Consider the following 22730-nt stretch of genomic DNA (forward strand, 5'->3'; position numbering starts at 1 on the left):
GCGCAGAGCTTCCAACGGCTCGGTGTGGATATGCAGCACACCGTGTACAGCGGCCAGCGGCTCGGGTTGTACTTCTTGGAAGTAGGTGCCTCGCTACGGCCCAGCAAAGTGGTGTACGACCGGGCCAATTCTTCTTTCGCCAATCTTGACCCCGCTGCTTTCAATTGGGACGAGATTCTGAAAGACGCGCAGTGGCTGCATTGGACCGGCATTACGCCCGCCATTTCGGCTGCTACCGCGCAGGCCACCGCCGATGCAATTGCTGCCGCACGCCGGTTAGGCATCACCGTTTCGGCCGACGTGAACTATCGTCGCAACCTGTGGCAATACGGCCAAACCGCGCAACAGGTAATGACCGAATTGGTAACCGGCTGCGACGTGGTAGTGTGTTCGGAAAACGATGCCGAAGACCTGTTCGGGATTCAACCTGCGCCGGGTGCTGACAACAAGTTTGCTTCGATGGGCGAACAGCTAATTGCGCGCTTCCCCCAAATCAAGCAGGTGATTTCAACCCGCCGCAAAACTCAAAGTGCCTCGCACGAGCGCATCAAAGGCATGCTCTTCGATGGCTCTTATACAGAAACCCCGTATCTTGATATCACGCCCGTCGTGGACCGCATTGGCGGCGGCGACGCTTTTATGGGCGGTTTCATCTACGGCTCTTTGCATTACGCCACACCGGCTGAGGCACTTAGCTTCGCTCTGGCTGCTTCTGCCCTCAAGCACACCATCCACGGCGACGTGAATTTGGTGACGGCAGCCGAAGTAGAGCACGTCATGCAAGGCAACACCACCGGCCGTTTGGTTCGGTAAAAATCAGCAAATGGAAACCAAGAATAAGTCCCGATTCTCTTCCGCCGAAGCTTTCGAAACAGTCCTGCGCTATCCGGTAGTGCCCGTTTTTTATCACGCCGACGTCACGTATGCCAAGCGTATTGTGCAGGCGTGCTATGCGGGCGGATTGCGTGTATTTGAATTCACCAACCGTGGTGAAAAAGCCTTTGAAGTGTTTAGTGAACTGGTAGAATTCGTGCACTCCAACTGCCCGGATATGCTACTCGGTATCGGCACCATTTACGAAGCCGAAGACGCCGAGCGCTTCATTGCCGCTGGCGCCGATTTCGTGGTGCAGCCTTGCCTCACGGCAGAGGTAGCAGCCGTTTGCCGTGCGCACGATGTGCCATGGCTGCCCGGCACCATGACCGTTTCGGAAGTGTATCAAGCCAATAAGCTCGGCGCGGCCATTGTCAAGATATTCCCTGGCAATGTGGTGGGACCAGGTTTCATCAAGAGCCTTCGCGGCCCGATGCCGAAAGTGCCCATCATGGTAACAGGCGGCGTAGAGCCTACCGAGGAAAGCCTCAAAGAGTGGTTTCAAGCCGGCGTAAATGTGGTAGGTATGGGGTCCCAACTCTTCAAAAATGCTGACGATACGGAAGCACTCAGCCAGCAAATTGCCAGTTTGTTGAAGTTTGTAGACACCGTGAAAAAGTAACGCCGCGCCAGGTGGCGCGTTGCTTGCGCCGTCGGTTTCCCCCACGAGTAGTAGCTCCGATTCTAACTTTCCGAACTCGATGATACCATCCCCGACCCAATCCCCGCCCGCGCCCCCACTCGACACGTCTACCATGAGTAAATACCGGTGGACGATTTGCGCGCTGGTGTTTTTTGCGACTACGGTTAACTACCTCGACCGGGCAGTTATTTCGCTGCTCAAACCGTACCTGGAAACCGAATTCAAGTGGAATTCTGCCGACTATGCCAACATTGAAATTGCCTTCAAGGTGGCGTACTCGCTTGGGATGTTGGGAGCGGGCCGGATCATCGATAAGCTGGGCACCAAGATGGGTTATGCTCTCTCCACGTTCTTGTGGAGTTTGTCGGCTATCGGCCACGCTTTTGTTAGCAGCACTTTCGGGTTCAGCGTGGCCCGGGCTTTCTTGGGTGTAACGGAAGCTGGCAATTTCCCGGCAGCTATTAAGACTACGGCCGAGTGGTTTCCGCAGCGGGAGCGGGCTCTGGCCACGGGTATCTTCAACTCGGGTTCCAACGTCGGAGCCATTATTGCCCCACTTACCGTACCGCTCATCGCCGAAACGATAGGGTGGAAGTGGGCCTTTGTCATCACGGGCGCACTAGGTTTTGTTTGGCTGGTGTTGTGGTTTGTTTACTACGAAGTACCTGCCCGGCATGCCCGCTTAACCAAAGCGGAATTCGATTACATCCACAGTGATGTAGACGATATGGCGGCAGTAGCCGTCGAGAGCCAGCCCAAAATCTCTTGGTTCAAGCTGCTAACCTTCCGGCAGACGTGGGCCTTCGTGCTAGGTAAATTCCTCACCGACCCTATTTGGTGGTTCTACCTGTTCTGGTTGCCAGACTTCCTGAACAAGCAATATGGTCTTAAGGGCACGGACGTAGCTTTTCCGGTGGCGCTGGTGTACGTGCTGTCGAGCATAGGCAGCGTGGGCGGTGGTTGGATTCCACTGAACTTCATGAAGCGTGGTATGGCGCCTTTCCAAGCCCGTAAGATGGCCATGCTACTCATTGCGCTCTGCGTATTCCCAATCGTGTTTGCGCAGCGCTTAGGGCAAGTGGATATGTGGTTAGCCGTCATCGTGATTGGCATTGCCGCCGCAGCTCACCAGGCCTGGAGTGCCAACATCTTCACGACCGTGTCCGATATGTTCCCGAAGCGGGCTGTAGCCTCTGTTACGGGTATTGGCGGCATGGCCGGGGGCTTGGGTGGTATCTTGCTGACGGCCTTAGTGCAGAAACGCATGTTTGTGTACTATGAAAGCATCAACCAGCTGGACAAGGCCTACTTCATCATGTTCCTGATTTGCGGTGGGGCGTACCTAACTGCTTGGCTGCTGATGCAAGTATTGGTGCCTAAGATGAAGCTGATAAATCTGGATAATCCGGAGCAGTAGAGTACAGGATGAAGCCAAGAAGTAACTGGCTTTTCTTCACATAGAAGTTCTGACTCCCTTTTAGATTTTCTCCCATTTCACCCGGCAAAAGCCGGGTGCCACTTCCTTACTGCCATGAAAAAACTGTCGTTTCTTCTGACGTTGCTTCTTTTTGTGCTGCCTGCTATCACCTTCGCCCAAAATTCCAAGGATGCTGCTGCCGCCAAAGAAGTGGAAGCCTTAGAGCGCAAACGCTTCGAAGCTCAGGTGAAGAAAGATTATGCCGTGCTGGAAAAAGTATTCGGCGAAGACCTTGTCTACACCCATTCCAACGGCAAGCAAAACAACAAAACCGAATACATTCAGTCAATCCGCGAAGGCAAAAGCGTCTATGATAAGATTGACGTGGAAGCCCTGAACGTCCGTGCTTACAACGACGGCAAAACGGCTGTTGTCAACGGTACCATTACCATCTACCAACCTAACAAGCCCGACGGAACGCCCAACGTTGCCCACCTGAAGTACGTGGTAGTGCAAGTGAAGGACCCAAAGAAAGGCTGGCAAGTAGTGCTCTGGCAGTCCCAGAAGCAGCCTGAGGTAAAGAGCTAATCACTCACTGCCGTTCGTGCACTAAGTCCTTCGTGTAGAAGGATGTATCTCTAGTTTTCATTGTAGCAAGCCCTTAACGTAGCCCCTTTTTCTGAGGGGTTGGGGTAGCTCTGTCCTAATTTTTACCTATTAGCACCTCCAGTTCCATGAGTATAAATCAGGAAAATACCCTGGCCCAGCCGGTTGGCATTACGCTGGAGCGCTACATCATGCGCGCACAGGCAGAGTTCCCATTTGCCACGGGTGAATTATCACAATTGCTGCGTGATTTGGCTTTAGCGGGCAAGATCGTACACCGGGATGTTAACCGGGCAGGTTTGTCGGACATAACCGGGGCCTTGGAACGCAAAACGTGCAGGGTGAGCAGCAGAAGCGGCTCGATATGGAAGCACATATCCGGTTTGTAAGGGCCCTGAAAAACGGCCGTGAGGCTTGCGCTATCCTATCCGAGGAAGAAGCGGAAATCATTCATATCGACAACGACTCCGGCAACTACGTGGTAGCCATGGACCCGCTCGATGGCTCCTCTAACATCGACGTTAACGTGAGCATCGGTACGCTGTTTAGCATCTACCGCCGCGTTACGCCGGTCGGGACGAAAGCTACGGCGGCGGATTTCTTGCAGGGTGGACGGCGGCAGGTAGCAGCGGGGTATATTCTGTACGGTTCTAGCACCATGTTCGTGTATACCACTGGCCACGGCGTAATGGGGTTCACCTACGAGCAGTCGTTGGGTGAGTTCTTTCTTTCGCACCCGGCCATTCGCATTCCGCAAGATGGCCGCATCTTTTCCTGCAACGAAGGCTACTGGTTTGATTATCCAGAGTCTATCCGGACCTTCCTGATGGACTGCAAACGCAAAGAGTACTCCGGGCGCTATATCGGCTCCTTGGTGGCCGATTATCATCGCAACTTGTTTAATGGGGGCATTTACTTGTATCCGCCCACCAGCAAAAATCCGAGGGGTAAGTTGCGCTTGCTGTATGAGTGCTATCCTTTGGCCATGCTTATCGAGCAGGCGGGCGGCCAGGCCTTAGTGTCAGCCAACGAGACCATCCTTGATGTGGTGCCCACCGAATTGCACCAGCGCACACCCATCTTTATTGGGTCCACCGAAATGGTGCAACAGCTATTCTCCTCCGGCGAACCCGTGTTGGCGCCAGCTAGCCAATTAGAGGCAACTTCCTGAAAAGGAACAGCAACACTGAGCGTCCTTTTGCTTGCATGACAATAGCCTCGTGCTTGTTGAAAACCAAGACTTATGCCTGAATAAGACCCCACAGGTACACAGGCTCCCAACCTATCCACTTCCAAATTCCCCCTCCATGAATACAAATCAACACGACTCTTCTCGACGGGATTTTCTACAAAAGTCTATGCTTGCTACGGCGGGCCTCATGACGCCGCTGCCTTTGTCAGTATTTGGTGCTGCGGGGCCGACTAAGCGGCGCGTAGCTATGGTGGGTACGGGCCACCGCGGCAGCGGCATGTGGGGCACCCAATTACTCGAAGATCACCGCGACGTTATTGAATTTGTGGGTCTGTGCGATAAAAACAAAGGCCGCGCCGAAACCGCGAAGAAAATGATGGGCGTCTCGTGCCCCACTTACACGGACTTCGAGACGATGATGCGCAAAGCCAAGCCTGAAATCTTGATTGTGACCACCGTGGATGCCACCCACGACCAGTTCATCATCAAGGGCATGGAAATGGGCGCCAACATTGTGTCGGAAAAGCCGATGACCACCGACGAAACAAAGTGCCAAGCTATTCTGGATGCCGAAAAGCGGACGGGCAAGAAAGTGACCGTTACGTTCAACTACCGCTATTCGCCGCACCGCCAGAAAATCTATGAATTGCTCCGCAATGACACCATCGGCAAGATTACGTCAGTTGATTTTCACTGGTACCTCGATAACCGCCACGGTGCCGATTATTTCCGTCGCTGGCACCGCCTCACCGAGAACAGTGGCTCGCTGTGGGTGCACAAGGCTAGTCATCACTTCGATCTGCTGAACTGGTGGTTGGAATCGGAGCCCGAAACGGTCTACGCCAAAGCAGCGCTAGAGAACTACGGCAAAAACGGCCCGTTCCGGTTTAGCAACTGCCGGCCGTGCCCGCACAAAGACAAATGTGCCTACTATTGGGATATGACCAAAGATGCCCGCTTAATGGCGCTGTACGCCCAAAACGAGCAGTACGATGGCTATCTGCGTGATGGCTGCGTGTACAAAGAAGACGTAAACATCTACGATAAGATGGCTGCCACCATCGGGTACGCCAACGGGGCGCAGGTCAGCTACTCACTCACGGCGTATTCTCCGTATGAGGGCTACCGCATTGCATTCAATGGCACCAAGGGCCGCATCGACGCGTGGATCAAGGAATCTGGCGAGATGAAAATGGAGCCCTACGACGAAATTATGGTGTCGCATAATTTCGGTAAGGTGGAATACATTCAGGTGCCCCAAGCCGAAGGCCACGGCGGCGGCGACAAGCTGCTGCGAGCGCAACTGTTCCGGCACCCTGAGGCCCCCGATGCCTACCGCCAAGCTGCCGGCAGCCGCGACGGAGCCATGGCCATTCTGGTGGGTATTGCAGCTCGCAAAAGCGTAACCAGCGGCCAGCCCGTTCGGATTGCCGATCTAACTGATCTTAAGCCAGTCGCCGTTAAGGCCTAAAGGTTTTTGCAACTTGGGTGGCCCTACGAACCGTATTGCGGGGTTCGTAGGGCCATTTAGTGTTAATTTCTGTTTGCTTTACGTGCGAGTATTGCCGAAACAATTTATTTCACCCTTTGAGAGCAGCGTTGTGTCCAACTTTCCAGCCTGTTCCTTTCTTCTTCATGTCTAAAATCATTTCGCCCCAAGTGGAGTTCGGCGGTTTGCTGAGCCAGATGAAAGCAGTTACGCCAGAGGCTTTTTCGCCGGATGGTAAGATTTTAAACCTCATGGAAGGGCGGTGGCAAGAAACGGGTACGCCCCGCGAATTCGTCTCGCCTATTGATGGCACCTCGTTGGGCTGGATGCCCATGCTGAACCGCGAAACGGCACTTCGGGCCGTGGAATTTGCCAAAGGCGAAGCCGCTGCCTGGGCCGCCACCGACCTCGATGAGCGCAAAAGCCGCGTGCAGGATTGCCTCAACCAGCTCCGCGAGCAGGTAGAATTGACTGGCAAGCTAATCATGTGGGAAATCGGCAAAACCTACAAGCTCGGTTTCACCGACATTGACCGCGCCATTGAAGGTGTACAGTGGTACGTCGATAATATTGAGGGCATGTTGGGCCAGCGCAAGCCGCTTGGGCTAGTGAGCAACATTGCCAGCTGGAACTACCCCATGTCGGTGCTGCTGCACGCGGTGCTAGTGCAGGCACTGGCCGGCAACTCGGTTATTGCCAAAACGCCTACCGATGGCGGCTTTATTTCGCTGAGCTTAACCTTTGCTATTGCCCGCCGTTGCGGCTTGCCCGTGACGCTAGTGAGTGGTTCGGGCGGGGAGCTGAGCGACGTGCTGGTAAAGAACGATGCCATCGACTGCCTCAGCTTCGTGGGTGGCCGCTACAACGGCCGCAACATTGCCGACGCGTTGAGTTCGGTGCACAAGCGCTACATGCTGGAAATGGAAGGCGTAAACACCTATGGTATTTGGAACTACTCGGATTGGACTGGCTTAGCCGATCAACTCAAGAAGGGCTATGACTACGGCAAGCAGCGCTGCACGGCCTACGTGCGCTTCGTAGTGGAGCGTCGTTTGTTTCCGCAATTTCTGGAAACCTATTGGGAAGCCATTCGCAGCTTGAAAGTAGGCAACCCTACGCTCGTGGATAACCCCGGCGACCAACTGCCTGACTTAGCTTTCGGACCCGTCATCAACGCCACACAGGCGCAGGAGCTAGACCGCCTCTACGCCAACGCCCTGCAAACGGGTGCTACGCCTATCTACGAAGGCAAACTCGATGAGAGCCTATTCTTGCCTGGCCAAGACCGTTCGGCCTATAGAGCACCACGGGCACTTGTAAACTTGCCTCGCCAGAGCGAATTGTACTTCAAAGAGCCTTTCGGCCCTATCGACAGCATTGTGCTCGTTGACCGGGTGGAAGAACTGGTAGGGGAGATGAACATCAGCAATGGTGCTCTCGTAGCCGCAGTAGCTTCCGACGACCAAAAGTGGGCTGCCCGCACGGCCAAGGAAGTGCGTGCCTTCAAGGTCGGCCTCAACAAGCTCCGTTCCCGCGGCGACCGGGACGAAGTTTTCGGCGGCCTCGGCGAATCGTGGAAAGGTGCTTTCGTCGGGGGCACACTCCTGGTGGAAGCCGTAACGGAAGGCAACAAGCCAGTACTCGGAAACTATCCGGAGTCGTTGCTGCTACCTGAGAAAATCTAGCTTAGTTTCAAGCAATAACGAAGAGCGGCTTCGCAGCTTGCAGAACAACGACGTGCCAACGGAGTCGTTTTGCAAGCTGCGAAGCCGCTCTTCGTTAAGCGAGTTCTGTAGAGGCTTGAAACTTGAACGTCTTCAGTTCTTCCCATGGGCCATTTCGGTACGCCCACAGTTGCAGGCCCTCGCCGGTAACTTCAAAAGGTTTAAAACCACTTGCTAAATCTTGGTATAGGCCACGACCTACTGCCGGGTCTACCTTGTTCTGCACCGTGACATGCGGATTAAGCTTCTGTTGATCTTGAGGCGTGAGATGTGGCTGCCAAGTGGTTTGGAGCGCCCGGTGTAAAGCTTGCAACGGTGGGCACTCCAGCGTATAGGCCACCCCCGGCCCAAAAACCGCACGCCCGACACGGCTAAAGTCAGAGCAGGTTGCGCGGCGGCTAGCTGCGCAAGGTGATCGGTAATGGCAGCGTATTCAGCGCCCGGCAAGTGATGAAACAGCGTCAGGTGCGCCGCTAGGAAGTTGCGTTCCGAGGGGAAATGCTGCTTGCGCAACTCATTGAAAAACTCCTGCGACTTAGCGTCGAGAGCTAGCGTGAGAATAAGAGCAGTATTGGCAGTAACGAAGGGAGAGGAAGTAGACATCAGTAAGGATACCCCATTTGCTGCTGTGGAGTTGCCGTTCTACTTGCTACCTGAACCTAAGATTTCGCACACCAACACGCTGCATCCAAGCCCTGCACCTTCCAGATAGCGTTGTGTGGGCCACTAACATTTTCAGTAGCTAGATGAGCGTAAGCTATTACTGATGGCATGTCGGGTAGATATGGCTAGAATTATCTGACAATATCTAGCTTCGCTTCCTTAATAAGACAGTGTTATGCTGTTCAACCTTTGCCCTTCGCTATGAACCTGCCCATTTATCAAATTGATGCCTTTTCCGACCGGCCCTTTGCTGGTAATCCGGCGGCCGTATGCCCGCTAGATAGTTGGTTGCCCGCTGAAACCATGCAGGCCATTGCAGCTGAAAACAACTTAGCTGAAACGGCTTTCTTCGTGCCAAAAAGCGGTAGCGAGTACGAAATTCGTTGGTTCACGCCGGCCGTCGAAGTGGAGTTGTGTGGCCACGCTACCTTGGCTTCGGCGCACGTGCTGTACCAGCATTTAGCGTTTGAAGGCACTGAAATTACCTTTCATTCCCGGAGCGGCCCCTTGCTTGTGCTGCGCGAAACCGATGGCCGCCTGACACTGGACTTTCCTAGCCGCCCGCCCCAGCCATTGCCCAACCATCCCGACGGACTGCTCGATGGACTTGGCGCTACTCCCTTACACGTGCTGGCTGGCCCGGACCTGGTGGCCCTTTTTGCCAGCGAAGCCGAAGTGCGCGCTATTCGCCCCGACTTCACTCAGTTAGCCCGCGTGGAGTATCGTGCGGTCATCGTTACGGCCCCTGGTACTGATGGTATTGATTTCGTGTCGCGGTTTTTCGGGCCGCGAGTGGGAGTGCCCGAGGACCCAGTTACTGGTTCGGCGCACACTACGCTCATTCCATATTGGGCCGAAAAACTTGGCAAGAATACGCTGAAAGCCCGCCAAGTGTCACCTCGCGGCGGCGACCTATGGTGCGAGTTACGCGGCGACCGGGTGCGCATCAGTGGCTATGCCGTGACGTATCTGCGTGGCGAAATCGAAGTAGCAGAGATGCCAGTATCAACCACATAGGAAGAGGCCGTACAGTCCAATTTGCCATCAATCAATAGGATATTAACAAAGTAAAAAGCCCGCCTTCAACAACCTAGCGGCTGATGAAGGCGGGCTTTCACATGCAACTTAGCGCAGTGCTACTCCTATCTTGAAGCCGGCCGGGAAGTAAAGCCCTTCGTGGCCATAATCGGAAGAGCCTGTGCGGTACTGGCTCTCTATCTTCTTGGAATCACTACGACTTATGCTTTCACGGTAGCCAATGCCAGCATATAAGTCTAGGAAAACACGACCAGGGTGCAAGGGGGCTTGGTAGCCTATTTGCGCGGTAGCTCCGTACCGGTTGATAGTTTCGGAGCGGGGCCCTTCACTGTACTCATACTGCGGGAGACCAGTAGGTCCCTGCACTTCGATCCAGCCTATCTCTCGGCCGGATACAGTGAAATGCTGAAAATTAGGGCCGTAGCTGACATATAAACCAGCTGGATAAGTTGCTTGCGTGGCGCTTAGGTACAATCGGTGCTGGAGTTGTGCGCCGGCACCACGCACGGTTTCTTTGGAGTCGGTTATGGAAGGGACGGTACGTGCATCTGGCTGACCAACGTGGCCAGCGTATAACTGAGGCGTGAAGATGAAGCTTTGGCGAGGGTGCTGCTTCCAGCTTTTCTCTACCTCTAGCCAATAACCGCTCACTACCACGTATTGAGGAACCAGCTTAACGAGCAGAGTCCGGTTAGCAGTTGCCTCCTGCCCTTGGGCACGCACGGATACAGCCAGCACTAGTAGCAGGGGAGCAACCACCCGCTACGCTCAAGCAGACGAGTTGTGCGCATGCTTAAAGCGGATTAATAGGTAGCAAGCTCAGCTGCTGGAGCGTAGCACCCGTGTAGCTGTATTGGTAGAGCCCATCGGCGCCGATAGCCATGAGCGTGCCAGCATCAGGAATTACGTCAACCACCTTGATGGGGAAAGATTGGGTTTGGGTGAGGGATGGCGCTTTGGTGGTGTCAAATACTTTCAACCCATCAGCGTCGCACACAAACAATTGGGTCCCATCAACCCCAAGCCCTTGCGGGCCCATCATAGGATAGGTGGCGGCTAAACGGGGTTGGCTGAGAGTAGTTAGGTCGATAACTTGGAGCTGGTTGGGGCCACCACCGCAGCTGCGGCCGTTGCGCAACGTTACATAGGCATAACGGTCATCTACTACTACTGGGTCGCAACTCACTACGTGCTGGTAGTACGCCACTTGCCGGGGCGACTGGGGTGTGGCCGCATCGAAAATGTACATGCCGCGTTGGGTGCCTAAGAACAAGTAGTGGTCTTTAGGATAGATGGTTTCGACGCCAAATTGCAACGGTATTTTCTGGCCCGGCGTGGGAGCGGCCGGATTAGCAAGGTCGAACAGGCGCAAGCTTTGCTCGTCTACCGTGTACAGGCTCTGCCCTAGAATAGCAAAGCGAGCCAAGGAGCCACCTTTGCCTGTTGCCCCCGGTGCGGATGCTGTAGCGTTGAAATTCGCGTTGGCCAGCGTATTCCGATTGCTATAAAACCAGATAGGGCCTGAAGGATTGATTGTGTACGGAATTTTGGTTTTCTGCCACCCAATCACAACTGTATTAGCCGGGCGGGTTTCGGGTCCGCACTGCGGAGCGGCCATCCACATTTCGGGCGACGGCAACTCGCGGAAGGCATCACGCACCCGGCCTTTCACCTGCACAGCGGCGGGGTTGGTTATGTCAATGGTCACTAAGTCGGGCCCATTGTCGGCATAAAGCAGGTTGCCCTTCACGGCCATGTCGATGTTGCCAGGAATGCGCAGGAAACTGATAATGCGGGGCACCGCCGGATTCTGGTTATCAACTATGTGAATTCCTTCGTACTTCTCGTTGATGAACAAATAATGACCCCGTACATAGATTTTACCGGTATTGTGCATCGGCCGCGCCGTCAAGGCTTCCACTGACTTTTCCAACACTGCCCGCTCCATAAGCTGAGGACAGTAGGCGTCGTAGTAGCCCGTAACAGGCTGGGGCTCCTCGGCGGAAGAACAAGCCGCCAGTACCAGCAGCATAATCCAGCCAAACAGATAAGTAGATATTCTAGTCATATAGCAACTGCGGGAAAAGTGAGGAAACAGAAAGGTACCGGCCGCTGACAGCGCGACCTGTGTACTCTTCAGAGCCTACACCCTGACGGAAAGTTGCAAGCGAATAGAAAATATCTTCTATAAAAGATAACCCCTGTCCTAAGCCTCTCTGGACAGCCAGCAGATGCTAACCACGCACTTGTTCCCGCCCGTAACCGCCGCGTTCCACTACCTGCTCGACAAACATAGCCTTGCCTGCAACGGCTAGTAGCGCTTGGTACATAGCCTCCGGCACGCCAGTATAGCGCACAAGGCTGCCATTGCGGTACTCAATTTCTAGGGTAAGCGTATCGGTGTCGTAGCCAACAGCTTTCAGAGAGGTAGAGCGAATAGGGCGGCGTTGCATAAGAAATGTATAAGTGATAATTATCAGGTGATTGTTAAATAATTATGAGTTGATAAGCTGCACAGCGCAAGGTAAAGAGGTGGAGACGCCTAAATGACTAGCAATTCCAGTGTCAGTCTACCCATCCAAGTAAGAAACCGTACTCGAACACTGCTATTTCGTAACCGGCTTCTTTTTCTTGCCGGCCACGGGAGAGGCTACTTTGCTGGGGTTGTCGGCCAGAAACTTGCCCCAACTTTTGCCGCCAGCTTTTTGGTTGTTGCCTTTCTGGTAATGGTGGCAGAGGGCCACGGCTAAGGCATCGGTGGCATCCAGAAACTTTGAGGCTTCGGCTATGGGCGGCAGCGTGAGTGTTTGGCGCAGCATGTGGGCTACGTGCTCTTTGGTAGCTGTACCGGTACCCGTAACCGACTGCTTTACTTTGGTAGGCGCATATTCTACGTAAGGAATTTGGCGGGAAAGACAGGCGGCAATAGCTACGCCTTGCGCCCGGCCTAGCTTGAGCATACTCTGCACGTTCACGCCGTAGAAGGGCGCCTCAATGGCTAGTTCATCAGGCAAAAATTCGTCGATAAGCTCCAGCATCCGCTCGAAGATTCGCTTGAGCTTCAGCGCATGATTTGAGCCCATCTTCTGCATATCAATAACGTCGTAGCGCAGCACCCGTACTCGCTGGCCCTGCACCTCAATCAAAGCATAGCCCATGATATTGGTGCCGGGGTCGACGCCCATGATGACTTTGGGTAATAAATCGGTTGAAGCTATGGGCAGAATCATTTTTCCAGGATAGAGTACTAAGTAACAAGTAATAAGACTGCTGTTGCGTTTCCGTCGGTAACTTGCCGAAGTTAATCGCACCCCTCGTCGCTTTCTTGATTACCAGTAAACTACAAAACTACGCCCAAAAGCCGGAACGCACCACGCATCGTGGCTGGTTGGCCGTGGCTGGCAAGCTGCTCGTGACGGCGCTGACGCTCGGCTTGCTGTGGCATTCGGTGTTTGCCGATGCTGCCACGGCCGCCGCCTGGCGCGGCCTACTAGCCTCCACGCTTACCGGCCAAGGACGGACGCCGGTATTGCTGGCCTTGGCGCTGGTGCCCGTTAATTGGGGTGTGGAAGCTTGGAAATGGTGGCGGCTAGCCCGGCATCTGGAACCCGTTTCGTTTCGGCGCAGCTTCCGGGCAGTGCTGGTTGGTCTTACACTCGGCTTCGTAACACCCAACCGCGTAGGCGACTACGCAGGCCGCATTATTGAACTGAAAAGCCGCCGACTTGACGCGTTAGGAGCCGTATTTCTCGGGCGTTTTGGGCAGTTGGTAGTTACAGTTTTGGCGGGCACGACGGGGCTGACCTATTTTCTACTGACGTTTTATTTGCAAGAATTCCCGGCCACGGCGCTCGGTGTGGTAGTAGCGGCCGTACTCGTAAACGCTGCAGTGTTGCTGCCGCTTTACCGTTCGCGCTTGTTGCTGGCCGTGCTCATGGCTGTTCCGCCGCTGCGCCAGTTCCACCGGTTTCTGGCAGTTATGCCTACTTATCCTGCGAAGGCCATTCATACGGTGCTGGCATTGTCGGGGCTGCGGTACGGGGTATTTTGCTTGCAGTTTGGCTTGCTACTGCAAGCATACGGGGCGCACGCACCGCTCGGGCCGGGTGCGGCGGCCATAGCGGGTACGTTTTTGCTGAAGTCCTTGGTGCCCTCTCTCAATGCGTTGGCCGACGTCGGCGTGCGGGAATTATCGGCTACGCACCTGTTTGGACTGCTTGGCGAGCCAGTGCTGCCAGTGCTTAGTGCTAGTCTGAGCTTGTGGGTGCTCAACATTGCTTTGCCTAGCGCGACTGGGCTGGTGTTTGTGCTTCGACTCAAGCTTTTTCGAAAGAAGAAGGTTGCGCCCGCTAAGCAACAGACCCTAGTCGAAACGCAGGCTGCTAGTCTATGAACACGCTGCTGGGCTTGTTATTATTGCTTGCACCGGCCGCTTACGCCATTCGGATGCTGCAATTCCGCCGAGCCTGGACCCTGGCTCCGAACCTATATCAGGCTTCGGCAGCGCCGCTTGTTTCGGCCCCGAATAAGCTTCCAGTAACAGCAAACGAATTTGGTACTCGGGGAGAAACTTCTCCTCAGCTATCGGTTCTGATTGCTGCTCGCAACGAAGCCCATACCCTTCCTTTGCTACTAGCTGATTTGCAGCGGCAATGTCTGGCAGCTTCCAAGTTCGAAGTTGTTGTTGTCGATGACCACTCCACCGACGATACGGCCACAATAGTGAGTGAAGCAGTGCCGCACAGCCCATTTGCTTTGCGGCTGCTGCGGCTGCAAGACCTATCTGGGCCTCTCCGCACTGGTAAGAAAGCCGCTTTGCAAGAGGCTATAGCCACCGCACGGGCTCCCTGGGTAGTTTGCACCGATGCCGACTGCCGGGTGTCGCCGGACTGGTTGCTTGCTTACCACGCAGCGCACGATGCCGGGGCTCATTTTGTAAGTGGACCAGTGTTCCTAACCGGGCAAGGCATACTAGCTGAATTGCAAGGCTTGGAACTAGCAGGCTTAGTGGCAAGCGGGGCGGCCGGTATTCTGCTAGGCGCGCCAACTATGTGCAACGGCGCCAACCTAAGTTACCGGCGTACCAGCTTCGCTGCCGTGAACGGTTTCAGCGGCAACACCCACGTAGCCAGCGGCGACGACGAGTTTCTGCTCCACAAGCTGCACGCAGCATACCCGTCGGGCATTCGATTTCTGAAGCATGAACAAGCTGTAGTGCGAACGGCTGCCCAACCTACTGTGCGGCAGTTGCTGCGGCAGCGGGTGCGTTGGGCCAGTAAGTGGCAGCACTACCGCGCTGCGGCTCCGCGTCGGTTGGCTGTGTTGGTACTAGCGGCTAATGTGGCGCTGGCAGCCGGCGTTCTGGCGCTGCCCTGGCAGCCAGGTTTAGGGCTCTGGACCGTCGCTGCCTGGGTAGTAAAGCTAGGAGCCGACGTAGTATTCCTGACCCCAGTATTGCGGTTTTTCAACCGCCTACGCTGGCTGCTGTGGGTGCCGGTTCTGCAACTCGCGTACGGGCCCTATGCGTTGCTGGTCGGGGTAGCCGGTTTGGGCGGCGGCTACGAGTGGAAAGGTCGGCGAGTGAAAGGTGGTAAGTAGCACGGGAGCAGGTCGTTGCAGGTGTGTTCTAAACTGGGTAACAGGGTAGAAGAGGGCTCGCCGCCGTAGTGGCATTACAGCATCGACGTTTAAGTTGCAGACGTTGAAATAAACTCAAGCAAACGGTTGGGTTACCATCATTTGCAGGCTACTTTTCAGCGTAATCAAACAGTTTCATTTAACCGCTGCACTATGTCTCATTTCAGCTTAAAAATGATGTTTCCCCTGTTGGTTGTGCTGTTGGTATTCGTAACGGGCGGTGTATTTTTCGCCGCTACAGGTCTTGTTACCCCCTTGGCTGATGCGGCTAATGCCACTGCGGCCAAAGCGGCTGCCGACACAGTAGCAAATGCGTCTCTTGCCTCTGACTCAAACGCGGTAGTCCAAGCGGCCTCGCCCGAAGAGCTTGAGGCCGCAGTAGCCGGCGAAACGCTGTTCAAGGGCAACTGTGCGCAGTGCCATGCCGTGCAGGATGTGGTAGTAGGTCCAGCACTCGCCGGTTTGCACGAGCGTCGCCCTGTCTCGTGGCTAATTCCTTGGATTAAAAACTCCAGTAAAGTAGTGGCCAGCGGCGACGAGTACGCAGTAAAGCTCTACAATCAATACCAGAAGCAACAGATGCCTAGCTTTCAGTTGTCGGACGAGGAAATCACAGCTATCCTTACCTATATCAAGGTACAGAGTAATGCTGCTAGTGGTGCAACGTCAGCAGTGGCACTAAACTAAGTTGTATCTGCACAGTTACGCTAGATAAGCGTATGTTAGAGCAAGCGTAGGCAGGCCATTCCATTTAGGGTTGGGTTCTGAATTCAACTTGGTCGCGCTACCTTTGTCCTTACTTCCGTTCTTGTTTGCCTGTGACTGACTCTGAATTCGACATTCTCGACGAGCTGTATTTCGTTAGCTCCTTCCGCGACCTGCTCCAGAAAACGGGTTTGCCCGCACCCCAATTGAAAGAGGGACTGCGGGCCTGTTGGAGCAAGGCCTTGCTCGGAGTTTTTGGCCCGACCCGGATACCGAACTGGCGTATGAGGAAAGCTCGTTTGGTGCCATCAGCCAAGATTGCTACTATCTGGCTTCCAAGGAAGGCTTGCTTCAGCACAACACTCGTTAGTCGTGGCCGGAGCCGCAATTTCCGGGCAGCCGAGCGCCGCGGCTGTCGCCCGGCCGCCAAGCTATTACGTCCGCCAGCGCCTGCTCCAGAACCGGCCGGCCATGGCTGGACTGGGCTTTATTCTGCTGTGCACTTTGGTGGCCTTGTTGGGCTATTGGATTCTACCCGATAATTCTCCGAACGCCAACAACAGCCTTGTACAACTCCAAAAAGAGTCGCCCGGCTTTCGAGCTACAATTTTGCGCTTGCCAGTTGCTGAAGCCGCTAGCTCGCCAACGGCCGATAACCCGTTTACTATTTGGCTACGGGGCCGCACATTTCGCTACCAAGAAACCCCCATCGAGAGTTACCGTTTTGAGGGCGATTCGCTCTTCACGCAGCCTTATCGCAACCATTCAGCTCTGGCCGACCAGCACCGGCGCTACTCGCTAGCTCAATTGGTAGGCCGGCCAGGCTCTCCAGCCGAGCTGCGCCAAGCTGTAGAGCAAAAGCACATCGTTCGGCGCAACTACTGGCTGGGCACTGACAAAGCGGGCCGTGACGAGTTGAGCCGTTTGCTGCTGGGCACGCGTATCTCGCTCGGTATCGGACTGGTAGCCGTCCTGATTTCGCTGGTACTAGGCATGGCCATTGGGGCGGTAGCAGGCTACGTCGGCGGTTGGCTCGATAGTTTGCTTTTAGGAGTGATGACCGTGGTGTGGAGTATCCCGGGTATTATGCTCGTCATTGCTATTTCGCTGGCCCTCGATTCGAAAGGCGTCTGGACTTCTTTCGTCGCCGTGGGCCTGACTATGTGGGTGGATGTCGCCCGCGTGGTGCGGGGCCAGATGCTGAGCTTGCGGGAAAAAACCTTCGTAGAAGCTGGTCGTGTGTTGGGTTTACCGCAGAGCCGTCTTATTGCCCGCCATTTGCTGCCCAACATGACGGGGCCGCTGATTGTCATTGCAACTAGTAATTTTGCGGCGGCCATCCTGTTGGAAGCAGGGTTGAGCTTTTTGGGTTTGGGCGTGCAGCCACCGGCGCCATCATGGGGGCTCATGGTGAACGAAGGATTTCAGCTGTTAGGTACTGAAGCTGGCTTGTGGCTCACGCTATTGCCAGGATTAGCTATTAGCTTGCTAGTACTTAGCTTCAACCTTCTTGGCAACGGCCTCCGCGATGCTTATGACCCCAAAACGCCTATAAACGGCTAAACGATTGAGTTGCTACATGGTCGTTCGGCCAACTACCAGAACAACCCGCTATGTAGCAATTCGACACTTCACCACTCGATATTATGCCTAACGCTGTTCCTATAACCGCTGAAAAACGGCTCTTTCTGAAGGACCGGGAGTTGGGGGCGCTGCTGGAAATCACGCAGGCCATCAACCAGGATCTTGGCGAGCCCGCTCTTTACAAGATATTTCAGTTCACGCTGTTGGGGCAACTCAATATTCGGCGGCTAGTACTCTATGTGAAAGACGAAGGCGTGTGGCACTGCGTGGTGTCTTTTGGGGCGCAACTGCCCGACTACTGCCGGATTCCGTTACCAGAGGTGATAATCCAGAACTGCACCGCTGCGCCCGCACCCGTCAGCAGCCTGTCGCTCGATGCGAATTGGTGGTTACTTGAAACCGTTATTCCGGTGGTGCGCAACGAGGAGGTAGTGGCCTACGTGTTCATTGGCAACATGCACGAGGACTATGCCAGCGGTGAGGCCACCAAGTTCTTGGAAACGCTAAGCAACATTTTGCTCGGGGCCATCGAAAACCGGCGGCTCGGTCGGCAGCGCATAGCAGCTGCGGCCATGCGCAAGGAAATCGAAATTGCGCAGGAAGTGCAAACCATGCTGTTCCCGCGCGTGCTGCCCAACGACGCCCACGTTGCCGTGGCGGCTTCCTACGTGCCGCACACCGCCGTAGGAGGCGACTACTACGATGTCGTTACGCTCGACAATGACCGTTTCTTGTTTTGCATTGCCGACGTATCAGGCAAGGGTGTAGCTGCTTCTTTGCTGATGTCGAACTTCCAGGCGGGCTTGCGCACGCTGCTCCGTCAGCAAGCCGACTTGGCTACGGTTGCCAACGAGCTTAACAACCTAATTTTCCGCAATGCTGGCGGCGACAAGTTCATCACCGTTTTCTTCGGTCTTTACGACCGAACCACGCGCCGCCTGCAATACGTGAACGCCGGTCACAACGACCCGCTGTTGTTGTCCGACCAGGACACTGTGCTTCTGCTCAAAGAAGGGACTATTATGCTCGGCGTAATGGATGAACTGCCCATGCTGAAAGTAGGAGAGGTGGAAGTGCCTCCGCGTACGCTACTGCTTTCTTATACCGATGGATTAACAGAAGTATTCAATGCGGAACACGATGAGTTTGGCGAGGAGGGCGTACTACGCGTGCTGCGACAAAACCGCTTTCTACCGCTGCCTCGTTTGCACGAGGAACTGCTAAAAGAAATCCAGTCGTTCAACGCCAATGACAGTCATTTTGCCGATGACATCACGATTCTGAGCTGCCGGTTCAAGTAAAAAGACAGTCGGCTTAAATAGAAATAGCGCTCCAACATAGAGCGCTATTTCTATTTAAGCCGACTGTCTTTTTACTGGTAAGATGCTAACCGGAGCTAAGCCGATTTAGCTACTGGAGTTGGTGTTTTGCCGACCACGAAGTTGAGCCCGAAAAACAGGTTTTCTTTCAACAGCGAATTGGTGCGCCATATCTTCCCTTCGCGGGCCATCAACTCCTTTGAGTTACCGTTCTTGAACATAAACGGCGGGAAAAGTCGAATGTACTGCACGTCGGCTGGGTAGATGTACAGTCCCTGTTTAGCTAATTCTTTGCGCCACGTGGCCAGATTGCGGATGTTTTCGTTGCCGAGTAGAATGTCTTTTTGGAGCTGCTCATCATAAATGGTGATGATGCGTTTATTGCCGCGGCGTAGGTAGAGCTTAAGATTCTGCACTACGTTGCCGCCGTTTTCTTCCACGATAATCAAGTTGCCAGCAGGGCGCAACGCCTGATGGAAGATGCGAAGCGCGTCTTGCAGCGGCTCGAGGTGGTGCAGCGTATCCTGGATGATAATGTGGTCGTAGGAAGCCGGAGCCGGAGGCGAATCGAATAAGTTCTCGTAGCTGTACGTGAAGCCCGATACATCACCAAACTGCGACCAGTACCGCAGGCGCTCCGGAATGTGTTTGAAGTAAAATTCTAGCGTGGTGCCGTGCACCTTATAACCGTTCAGAGCCAGAAAAATAGCGGTGGTACCATAGCCGCAGCCGCAGTCCAAGATAGCGGCTTCTCGATTGGGTAGATGATCTTGAATGTAATGTAAGCGCTGGATAACGTACGATTTGCGAAATTCAAAGCTCGCCGGGCTTTCTAAAAACTTGTAGTAGCTAGTTAGTTGCTGATTGCTTTTTAACTCTTCTAGCAACAAATCAAAGAATTCATTAACCGTCATGGTAGGCGTAAAAAGGGGTAATGTTGGGGGTAAAAGCCACTCCGTCCGGCGAAGGTACAGTCTAAACCGAAACTCAAGTAAGCTGCGCCCTGAGTTCTGAGCACCTAACCTAGGTTGGACCTGCAGTAGCTGCTACTGCCACGCAGTGGTTTTGGTGACTACTGCTGCTCAGTAGCAGGTAGTTGAACAGCCTCGTCTGCTTCGTCTTCCTGCCAAAACTGTATGCGCATGAGCACGGCCAAAGAAATGTAATAAAGCGAACCAATCTTATCGACCTCCAGCAACTCGTTGAGCAGCAAGTGAAAAACGATAACCACAAAAGAAAGACCCGCCGCCATAACCAGGTTCTGCTGCTGCGCACTACGGGCGCGGTGGTAAATCCGCTCGATTAGCACAAGGGTAGCAAAGACCAACACTGTGAACAAGACAAACCCAGGTATGCCTTGCTCAGCTAGTTGCAGCAGAAAATAATTGTGCGTAGTCGATTTCTCGGGGTTGTCGCTCACATAGGTTTGAAAGCTCCTAACCGTGTAGCGTTTGTATTCGGGATAAAAGGTAGACGGGCCGCTGCCTATGATCGGTTTCTCAATGATCATGTGAGCTGCCGCCACCCAACGGTACACCCGCTCCATGCCAGAAACGTCTTCTAGATTATAGGTAGCTTCGAGGTGCTTCTGGAAGTTGTTGCCGTAGAAGATCGTCTTCTCATAGTCGGGGGCGTACTCCATGTAGTTGTTGCCGCTAATGAAGTAGTTAACGCCGAGTATAGTGGCCAATGTAGCGCCTACCAAGGTTATTTTGGTGAGACGCAGGCGGATAACCCAATAGTACAGTACCGCCACAATGAGCGCCAATACCGAAGCACGGGTATAGGAAAGTGATACTCCCGCCACCGCTAAAAAGAAGGCGATATACCATAGCCGCCGGCTTTTTTTTGAAACGGCGTCGCGAGCAGCAAAGAAGGCGTATGGGGCGAGTAGTGCCGCGGCTGCCGCGTAAATCACGTGGTTGCGGTAGAAAGGCTGAATAGCTACGTTGATAGTATCAAAGCCGAAACCCATTCCCGCGTGCCGCACCATAGTATAAACAACAGTGATGCTTACTCCTACGCCATAAAAGGCTACAAAGCGCCATACATCGCGTGGGGTACGTACTAAAGCCATCGTTACAAACACAAAGGGTACGATATACCACGTTTTGGCTAGTAAGTATTTGATAGACTTCAGCGTGTCCACGGAAGAAATTGTTGAAGCTACGGACCACAGCAACGCAGCTCCAATGAGCAGCACGAGGGGATGTCGCCAAAGCCGACCTGGTACTTGGCTGCGCCCTAGCAACACATTAACGGTAAAACAACCCAGCAGGACAAGCATTAGTGGCTCTGAAGGCACATCCATGCTTAGGCCTGCGGGCAGTTGTACTTCGCGTGAAAAAGCCAGTGTACCCAGCAATAGATAGTAGACCCAGCGCCAGTCAATGAGCAAAACCGCAGCACCTAGCACTGCCGCCGGCAGGGCCAACCACCCAATGGAGTCGGAGGCAATGGTGCCTACTCCGGCCACAAGCACTACCACCACAAACGCCATGAACAAGCGTTGATCGGAGTTTTGAGGACGTAGCGAAGCGAGAAAATTCATAAAAATCAAGGAATAGTGAAGCAGCCTGTAGAACAACTAGGGCAGAGCAAAGCCACCATCCTAAGCGTGAGTTCACGCTACTGGTTCCCTATTTTATTGTAGCTATTACCGGGTTCTGCCCATGCTCAGATTGCCCCGATACAGCTCTAGAAGAGTAATAAAGGCCACTGATAACGCAAACGTAATGAGGACGGCTGAAGCAACCACGAGCCAGCGAACAGGCTTGGATTTCTTGGTAGCAGGATAAGCTTCTTGCACTACATAGATGCTTGAGATTCTGCCGCTGATACCTACTCGCGCTGTTTCGTAAGCGCTACGGGCACTAATCAGTCGATTTTGTAGATCGGTGAAGCGAGCAAAGAGCGTGCTGATCTGATCGAAGCCAGCGCTGTAGCTTTCCAGATTGAATATGTTGCCGCCATCTGTTTTGGTAAGGCCGCGCAAAGCGCGCCGAAGACCGGCTGCCTTGCTGCTGTTGCCTTCGCCTTCAGCACGACGCAATTCTTCTTCGGTCTCAATGATTTCCTTCGCTAGATAACGTGACTCTAGTGTTAACCCGTAGATGCCGTAACGGCGTCGACCTGCTATCAGGCTGTCGTAAGTAGCTTTGTACTCGCGCTCCAAAAAACTCCGTCGCTGGGCATACAACTCTAGCACCTTGCGCCGGTTAGCCAGCGTAAGCTGCTGATTGACTGAGTCTATGCTTTGTACGAGGGCATTGGCAATACGCGCTGCGAGTATTTTGTCTTTGTCTTCAAAGGTTAGTTCAATAGCATCCCGGTCATTGTGCACGATTTTGAGGTTGCCAGCAAATTCATCAAGCGCAGCTTGGTCAGCTCCGTCGTTGCCAACAGGACCAGACTTATAATGCTCGTGCAGTTTAAAGCGCTTTATGATTTGCTCGGCCACTGGCTGTGACTCGCCAATGGTAATTACCCGATCCAAGTCTTCTGTACGGCCTCCTAATTCTAGCTTGCCTCCTTCTGAAACAATTCGGTCTGGGTCAGTGGTTTGAGGATTAGTCGGATAGAAGACGGTTGTCGACTTATAAATGTTGGGCAGCATTAAGGCTACCACTGCACTTACTACCATGGCGAGCAGTAAGGCCCCTAACACCAATGATTTCCAACGATTGATAACAGGCCACAGGCCTAAAAGCGAATAGGTGGGGGATGACATACAAGCGAAAAAAGACAACCACAAAGCAGTGCCAGGGTTCCAACACTACCACAACGAGGCAAATCTAGCTGGAAAAAGTGTTAAATGAGTAGTTGCGGAAAATCGAGCCG

The 22730-nt window shown here is 53.9% G+C and carries 20 protein-coding genes and 2 pseudogenes; 14 read left to right on the plus strand and 8 right to left on the minus strand.

The features are described from left to right. Positions 1-30 precede the first annotated feature (30 nt). From MUN86_RS07495 to MUN86_RS07525, 7 genes and pseudogenes are all read left to right on the plus strand, one after another. On the plus strand, positions 31-813 hold the full coding sequence (locus tag MUN86_RS07495) for a PfkB family carbohydrate kinase (protein ID WP_245123636.1): 783 nt from the start codon (positions 31-33) through the stop codon (positions 811-813). Between the two features lie 10 nt (positions 814-823). Further along, a complete protein-coding gene (locus MUN86_RS07500) occupies positions 824-1495 on the plus strand; it encodes a bifunctional 4-hydroxy-2-oxoglutarate aldolase/2-dehydro-3-deoxy-phosphogluconate aldolase (RefSeq protein ID WP_245123639.1) in 672 nt (223 codons plus the stop codon). Between the two features lie 79 nt (positions 1496-1574). Beyond that, entirely contained in the window at positions 1575-2933 is a 1359-nt protein-coding gene (locus tag MUN86_RS07505) for an MFS transporter (RefSeq protein ID WP_245123642.1), read from the plus strand. Positions 2934-3047: 114 nt separating this feature from the next. Continuing rightward, entirely contained in the window at positions 3048-3521 is a 474-nt protein-coding gene (locus tag MUN86_RS07510) for a nuclear transport factor 2 family protein (protein WP_245123645.1), read from the plus strand. Between the two features lie 146 nt (positions 3522-3667). After that, positions 3668-4710 (plus strand): annotated as a pseudogene (gene fbp / locus MUN86_RS07515) (class 1 fructose-bisphosphatase). 136 nt (positions 4711-4846) lie between these two features. Then, positions 4847-6202: a Gfo/Idh/MocA family oxidoreductase gene (locus MUN86_RS07520; protein WP_245123648.1), complete on the plus strand. Its 1356-nt coding sequence runs from the start codon at positions 4847-4849 to the stop codon at positions 6200-6202. Positions 6203-6366: 164 nt separating this feature from the next. After that, a complete protein-coding gene (locus tag MUN86_RS07525; RefSeq protein WP_245123651.1) occupies positions 6367-7905 on the plus strand; it encodes an aldehyde dehydrogenase family protein in 1539 nt (512 codons plus the stop codon). 94 nt (positions 7906-7999) lie between these two features. Here MUN86_RS07525 and MUN86_RS07530 read toward each other — a convergent pair. Further along, a pseudogene (locus MUN86_RS07530) lies at positions 8000-8547 on the minus strand (2'-5' RNA ligase family protein). Between the two features lie 261 nt (positions 8548-8808). Here MUN86_RS07530 and MUN86_RS07535 point away from each other — a divergent pair. Further along, positions 8809-9624, plus strand: coding sequence for a PhzF family phenazine biosynthesis protein (locus tag MUN86_RS07535; RefSeq protein ID WP_245123656.1), 816 nt, complete (start codon positions 8809-8811; stop codon positions 9622-9624). A gap of 108 nt (positions 9625-9732) precedes the next feature. On the opposite strand, the gene MUN86_RS07540 is transcribed toward MUN86_RS07535, so the two are convergent. The 4 genes from MUN86_RS07540 to ruvC all read right to left on the minus strand — a co-directional run bounded on the left by MUN86_RS07540 (position 9733) and on the right by ruvC (position 12875). Further along, on the minus strand, positions 9733-10383 hold the full coding sequence (locus MUN86_RS07540) for a hypothetical protein (RefSeq protein ID WP_245123658.1): 651 nt from the start codon (positions 10381-10383) through the stop codon (positions 9733-9735). A gap of 55 nt (positions 10384-10438) precedes the next feature. Then, a complete protein-coding gene (locus tag MUN86_RS07545; protein ID WP_245123661.1) occupies positions 10439-11713 on the minus strand; it encodes an LVIVD repeat-containing protein in 1275 nt (424 codons plus the stop codon). 166 nt (positions 11714-11879) lie between these two features. Then, complete coding sequence (locus tag MUN86_RS07550; protein ID WP_245123665.1) at positions 11880-12098, minus strand: KTSC domain-containing protein; 219 nt, start codon at positions 12096-12098, stop codon at positions 11880-11882. 153 nt (positions 12099-12251) lie between these two features. Then, the gene (gene ruvC, locus MUN86_RS07555) at positions 12252-12875 is read right to left on the minus strand and encodes a crossover junction endodeoxyribonuclease RuvC (protein WP_245123667.1); all 624 of its coding nucleotides are present in this window, start codon (positions 12873-12875) and stop codon (positions 12252-12254) included. A 95-nt stretch (positions 12876-12970) separates the two neighbouring features. Here ruvC and MUN86_RS07560 point away from each other — a divergent pair, with 95 nt between their 5' ends. The 6 genes from MUN86_RS07560 to MUN86_RS07585 all read left to right on the plus strand — a co-directional run bounded on the left by MUN86_RS07560 (position 12971) and on the right by MUN86_RS07585 (position 18872). Beyond that, positions 12971-14038 carry a lysylphosphatidylglycerol synthase transmembrane domain-containing protein gene (locus MUN86_RS07560; protein ID WP_245123670.1) on the plus strand — a complete coding sequence of 356 codons (1068 nt, stop codon included), beginning with the start codon at positions 12971-12973 and terminating at the stop codon, positions 14036-14038. After that, positions 14035-15243, plus strand: a complete 1209-nt coding sequence (locus tag MUN86_RS07565; protein WP_245123672.1) for a glycosyltransferase — start codon at positions 14035-14037, stop codon at positions 15241-15243. The genes MUN86_RS07560 and MUN86_RS07565 overlap by 4 nt, the downstream gene beginning before the upstream one ends. 192 nt (positions 15244-15435) lie before the next feature. Then, entirely contained in the window at positions 15436-15969 is a 534-nt protein-coding gene (locus MUN86_RS07570) for a c-type cytochrome (RefSeq protein ID WP_245123675.1), read from the plus strand. A gap of 131 nt (positions 15970-16100) precedes the next feature. Further along, positions 16101-16529, plus strand: coding sequence for a hypothetical protein (locus tag MUN86_RS07575; protein WP_245123678.1), 429 nt, complete (start codon positions 16101-16103; stop codon positions 16527-16529). Then, the gene (locus MUN86_RS07580; RefSeq protein WP_245123680.1) at positions 16459-17550 is read left to right on the plus strand and encodes an ABC transporter permease; all 1092 of its coding nucleotides are present in this window, start codon (positions 16459-16461) and stop codon (positions 17548-17550) included. The genes MUN86_RS07575 and MUN86_RS07580 overlap by 71 nt, the downstream gene beginning before the upstream one ends. 83 nt (positions 17551-17633) lie before the next feature. After that, the gene (locus tag MUN86_RS07585) at positions 17634-18872 is read left to right on the plus strand and encodes a PP2C family protein-serine/threonine phosphatase (protein WP_245123683.1); all 1239 of its coding nucleotides are present in this window, start codon (positions 17634-17636) and stop codon (positions 18870-18872) included. A gap of 95 nt (positions 18873-18967) precedes the next feature. Here MUN86_RS07585 and MUN86_RS07590 read toward each other — a convergent pair whose 3' ends face one another. The 3 genes from MUN86_RS07590 to MUN86_RS07600 form a co-directional block, all read right to left on the minus strand. Next, the gene (locus MUN86_RS07590; protein WP_245123685.1) at positions 18968-19804 is read right to left on the minus strand and encodes a class I SAM-dependent methyltransferase; all 837 of its coding nucleotides are present in this window, start codon (positions 19802-19804) and stop codon (positions 18968-18970) included. A 158-nt stretch (positions 19805-19962) separates the two neighbouring features. After that, complete coding sequence (locus MUN86_RS07595; protein ID WP_245123688.1) at positions 19963-21441, minus strand: O-antigen ligase family protein; 1479 nt, start codon at positions 21439-21441, stop codon at positions 19963-19965. A gap of 105 nt (positions 21442-21546) precedes the next feature. Then, positions 21547-22620, minus strand: a complete 1074-nt coding sequence (locus tag MUN86_RS07600) for a GumC domain-containing protein (RefSeq protein WP_245123691.1) — start codon at positions 22618-22620, stop codon at positions 21547-21549. Positions 22621-22730: the final 110 nt, after the last annotated feature.

It is taken from the genome of Hymenobacter volaticus, assembly GCF_022921055.1.
In the GTDB taxonomy this organism is placed as follows: domain Bacteria; phylum Bacteroidota; class Bacteroidia; order Cytophagales; family Hymenobacteraceae; genus Hymenobacter; species Hymenobacter volaticus.

Bases quoted from the DNA above. Each gene is read 5' to 3' on its own strand.
- MUN86_RS07495 (WP_245123636.1), top strand. From the start codon at position 31: ATGCAGCACACCGTGTACAGCGGCCAGCGGCTCGGGTTGTACTTCTTG.
- MUN86_RS07565 (WP_245123672.1), top strand. From the start codon at position 14,035: ATGAACACGCTGCTGGGCTTGTTATTATTGCTTGCACCGGCCGCTTAC.
- ruvC (WP_245123667.1), bottom strand. From the start codon at position 12,875: ATGATTCTGCCCATAGCTTCAACCGATTTATTACCCAAAGTCATCATG.
- MUN86_RS07600 (WP_245123691.1), bottom strand. From the start codon at position 22,620: ATGTCATCCCCCACCTATTCGCTTTTAGGCCTGTGGCCTGTTATCAAT.
- MUN86_RS07570 (WP_245123675.1), top strand. From the start codon at position 15,436: ATGTCTCATTTCAGCTTAAAAATGATGTTTCCCCTGTTGGTTGTGCTG.
- MUN86_RS07535 (WP_245123656.1), top strand. From the start codon at position 8,809: ATGAACCTGCCCATTTATCAAATTGATGCCTTTTCCGACCGGCCCTTT.
- MUN86_RS07580 (WP_245123680.1), top strand. From the start codon at position 16,459: ATGGCTGGACTGGGCTTTATTCTGCTGTGCACTTTGGTGGCCTTGTTG.
- MUN86_RS07500 (WP_245123639.1), top strand. From the start codon at position 824: ATGGAAACCAAGAATAAGTCCCGATTCTCTTCCGCCGAAGCTTTCGAA.
- MUN86_RS07590 (WP_245123685.1), bottom strand. From the start codon at position 19,804: ATGACGGTTAATGAATTCTTTGATTTGTTGCTAGAAGAGTTAAAAAGC.
- MUN86_RS07525 (WP_245123651.1), top strand. From the start codon at position 6,367: ATGTCTAAAATCATTTCGCCCCAAGTGGAGTTCGGCGGTTTGCTGAGC.
- MUN86_RS07545 (WP_245123661.1), bottom strand. From the start codon at position 11,713: ATGACTAGAATATCTACTTATCTGTTTGGCTGGATTATGCTGCTGGTA.
- MUN86_RS07505 (WP_245123642.1), top strand. From the start codon at position 1,575: ATGATACCATCCCCGACCCAATCCCCGCCCGCGCCCCCACTCGACACG.
- MUN86_RS07585 (WP_245123683.1), top strand. From the start codon at position 17,634: ATGCCTAACGCTGTTCCTATAACCGCTGAAAAACGGCTCTTTCTGAAG.
- MUN86_RS07510 (WP_245123645.1), top strand. From the start codon at position 3,048: ATGAAAAAACTGTCGTTTCTTCTGACGTTGCTTCTTTTTGTGCTGCCT.
- MUN86_RS07520 (WP_245123648.1), top strand. From the start codon at position 4,847: ATGAATACAAATCAACACGACTCTTCTCGACGGGATTTTCTACAAAAG.
- MUN86_RS07595 (WP_245123688.1), bottom strand. From the start codon at position 21,441: ATGAATTTTCTCGCTTCGCTACGTCCTCAAAACTCCGATCAACGCTTG.
- MUN86_RS07550 (WP_245123665.1), bottom strand. From the start codon at position 12,098: ATGCAACGCCGCCCTATTCGCTCTACCTCTCTGAAAGCTGTTGGCTAC.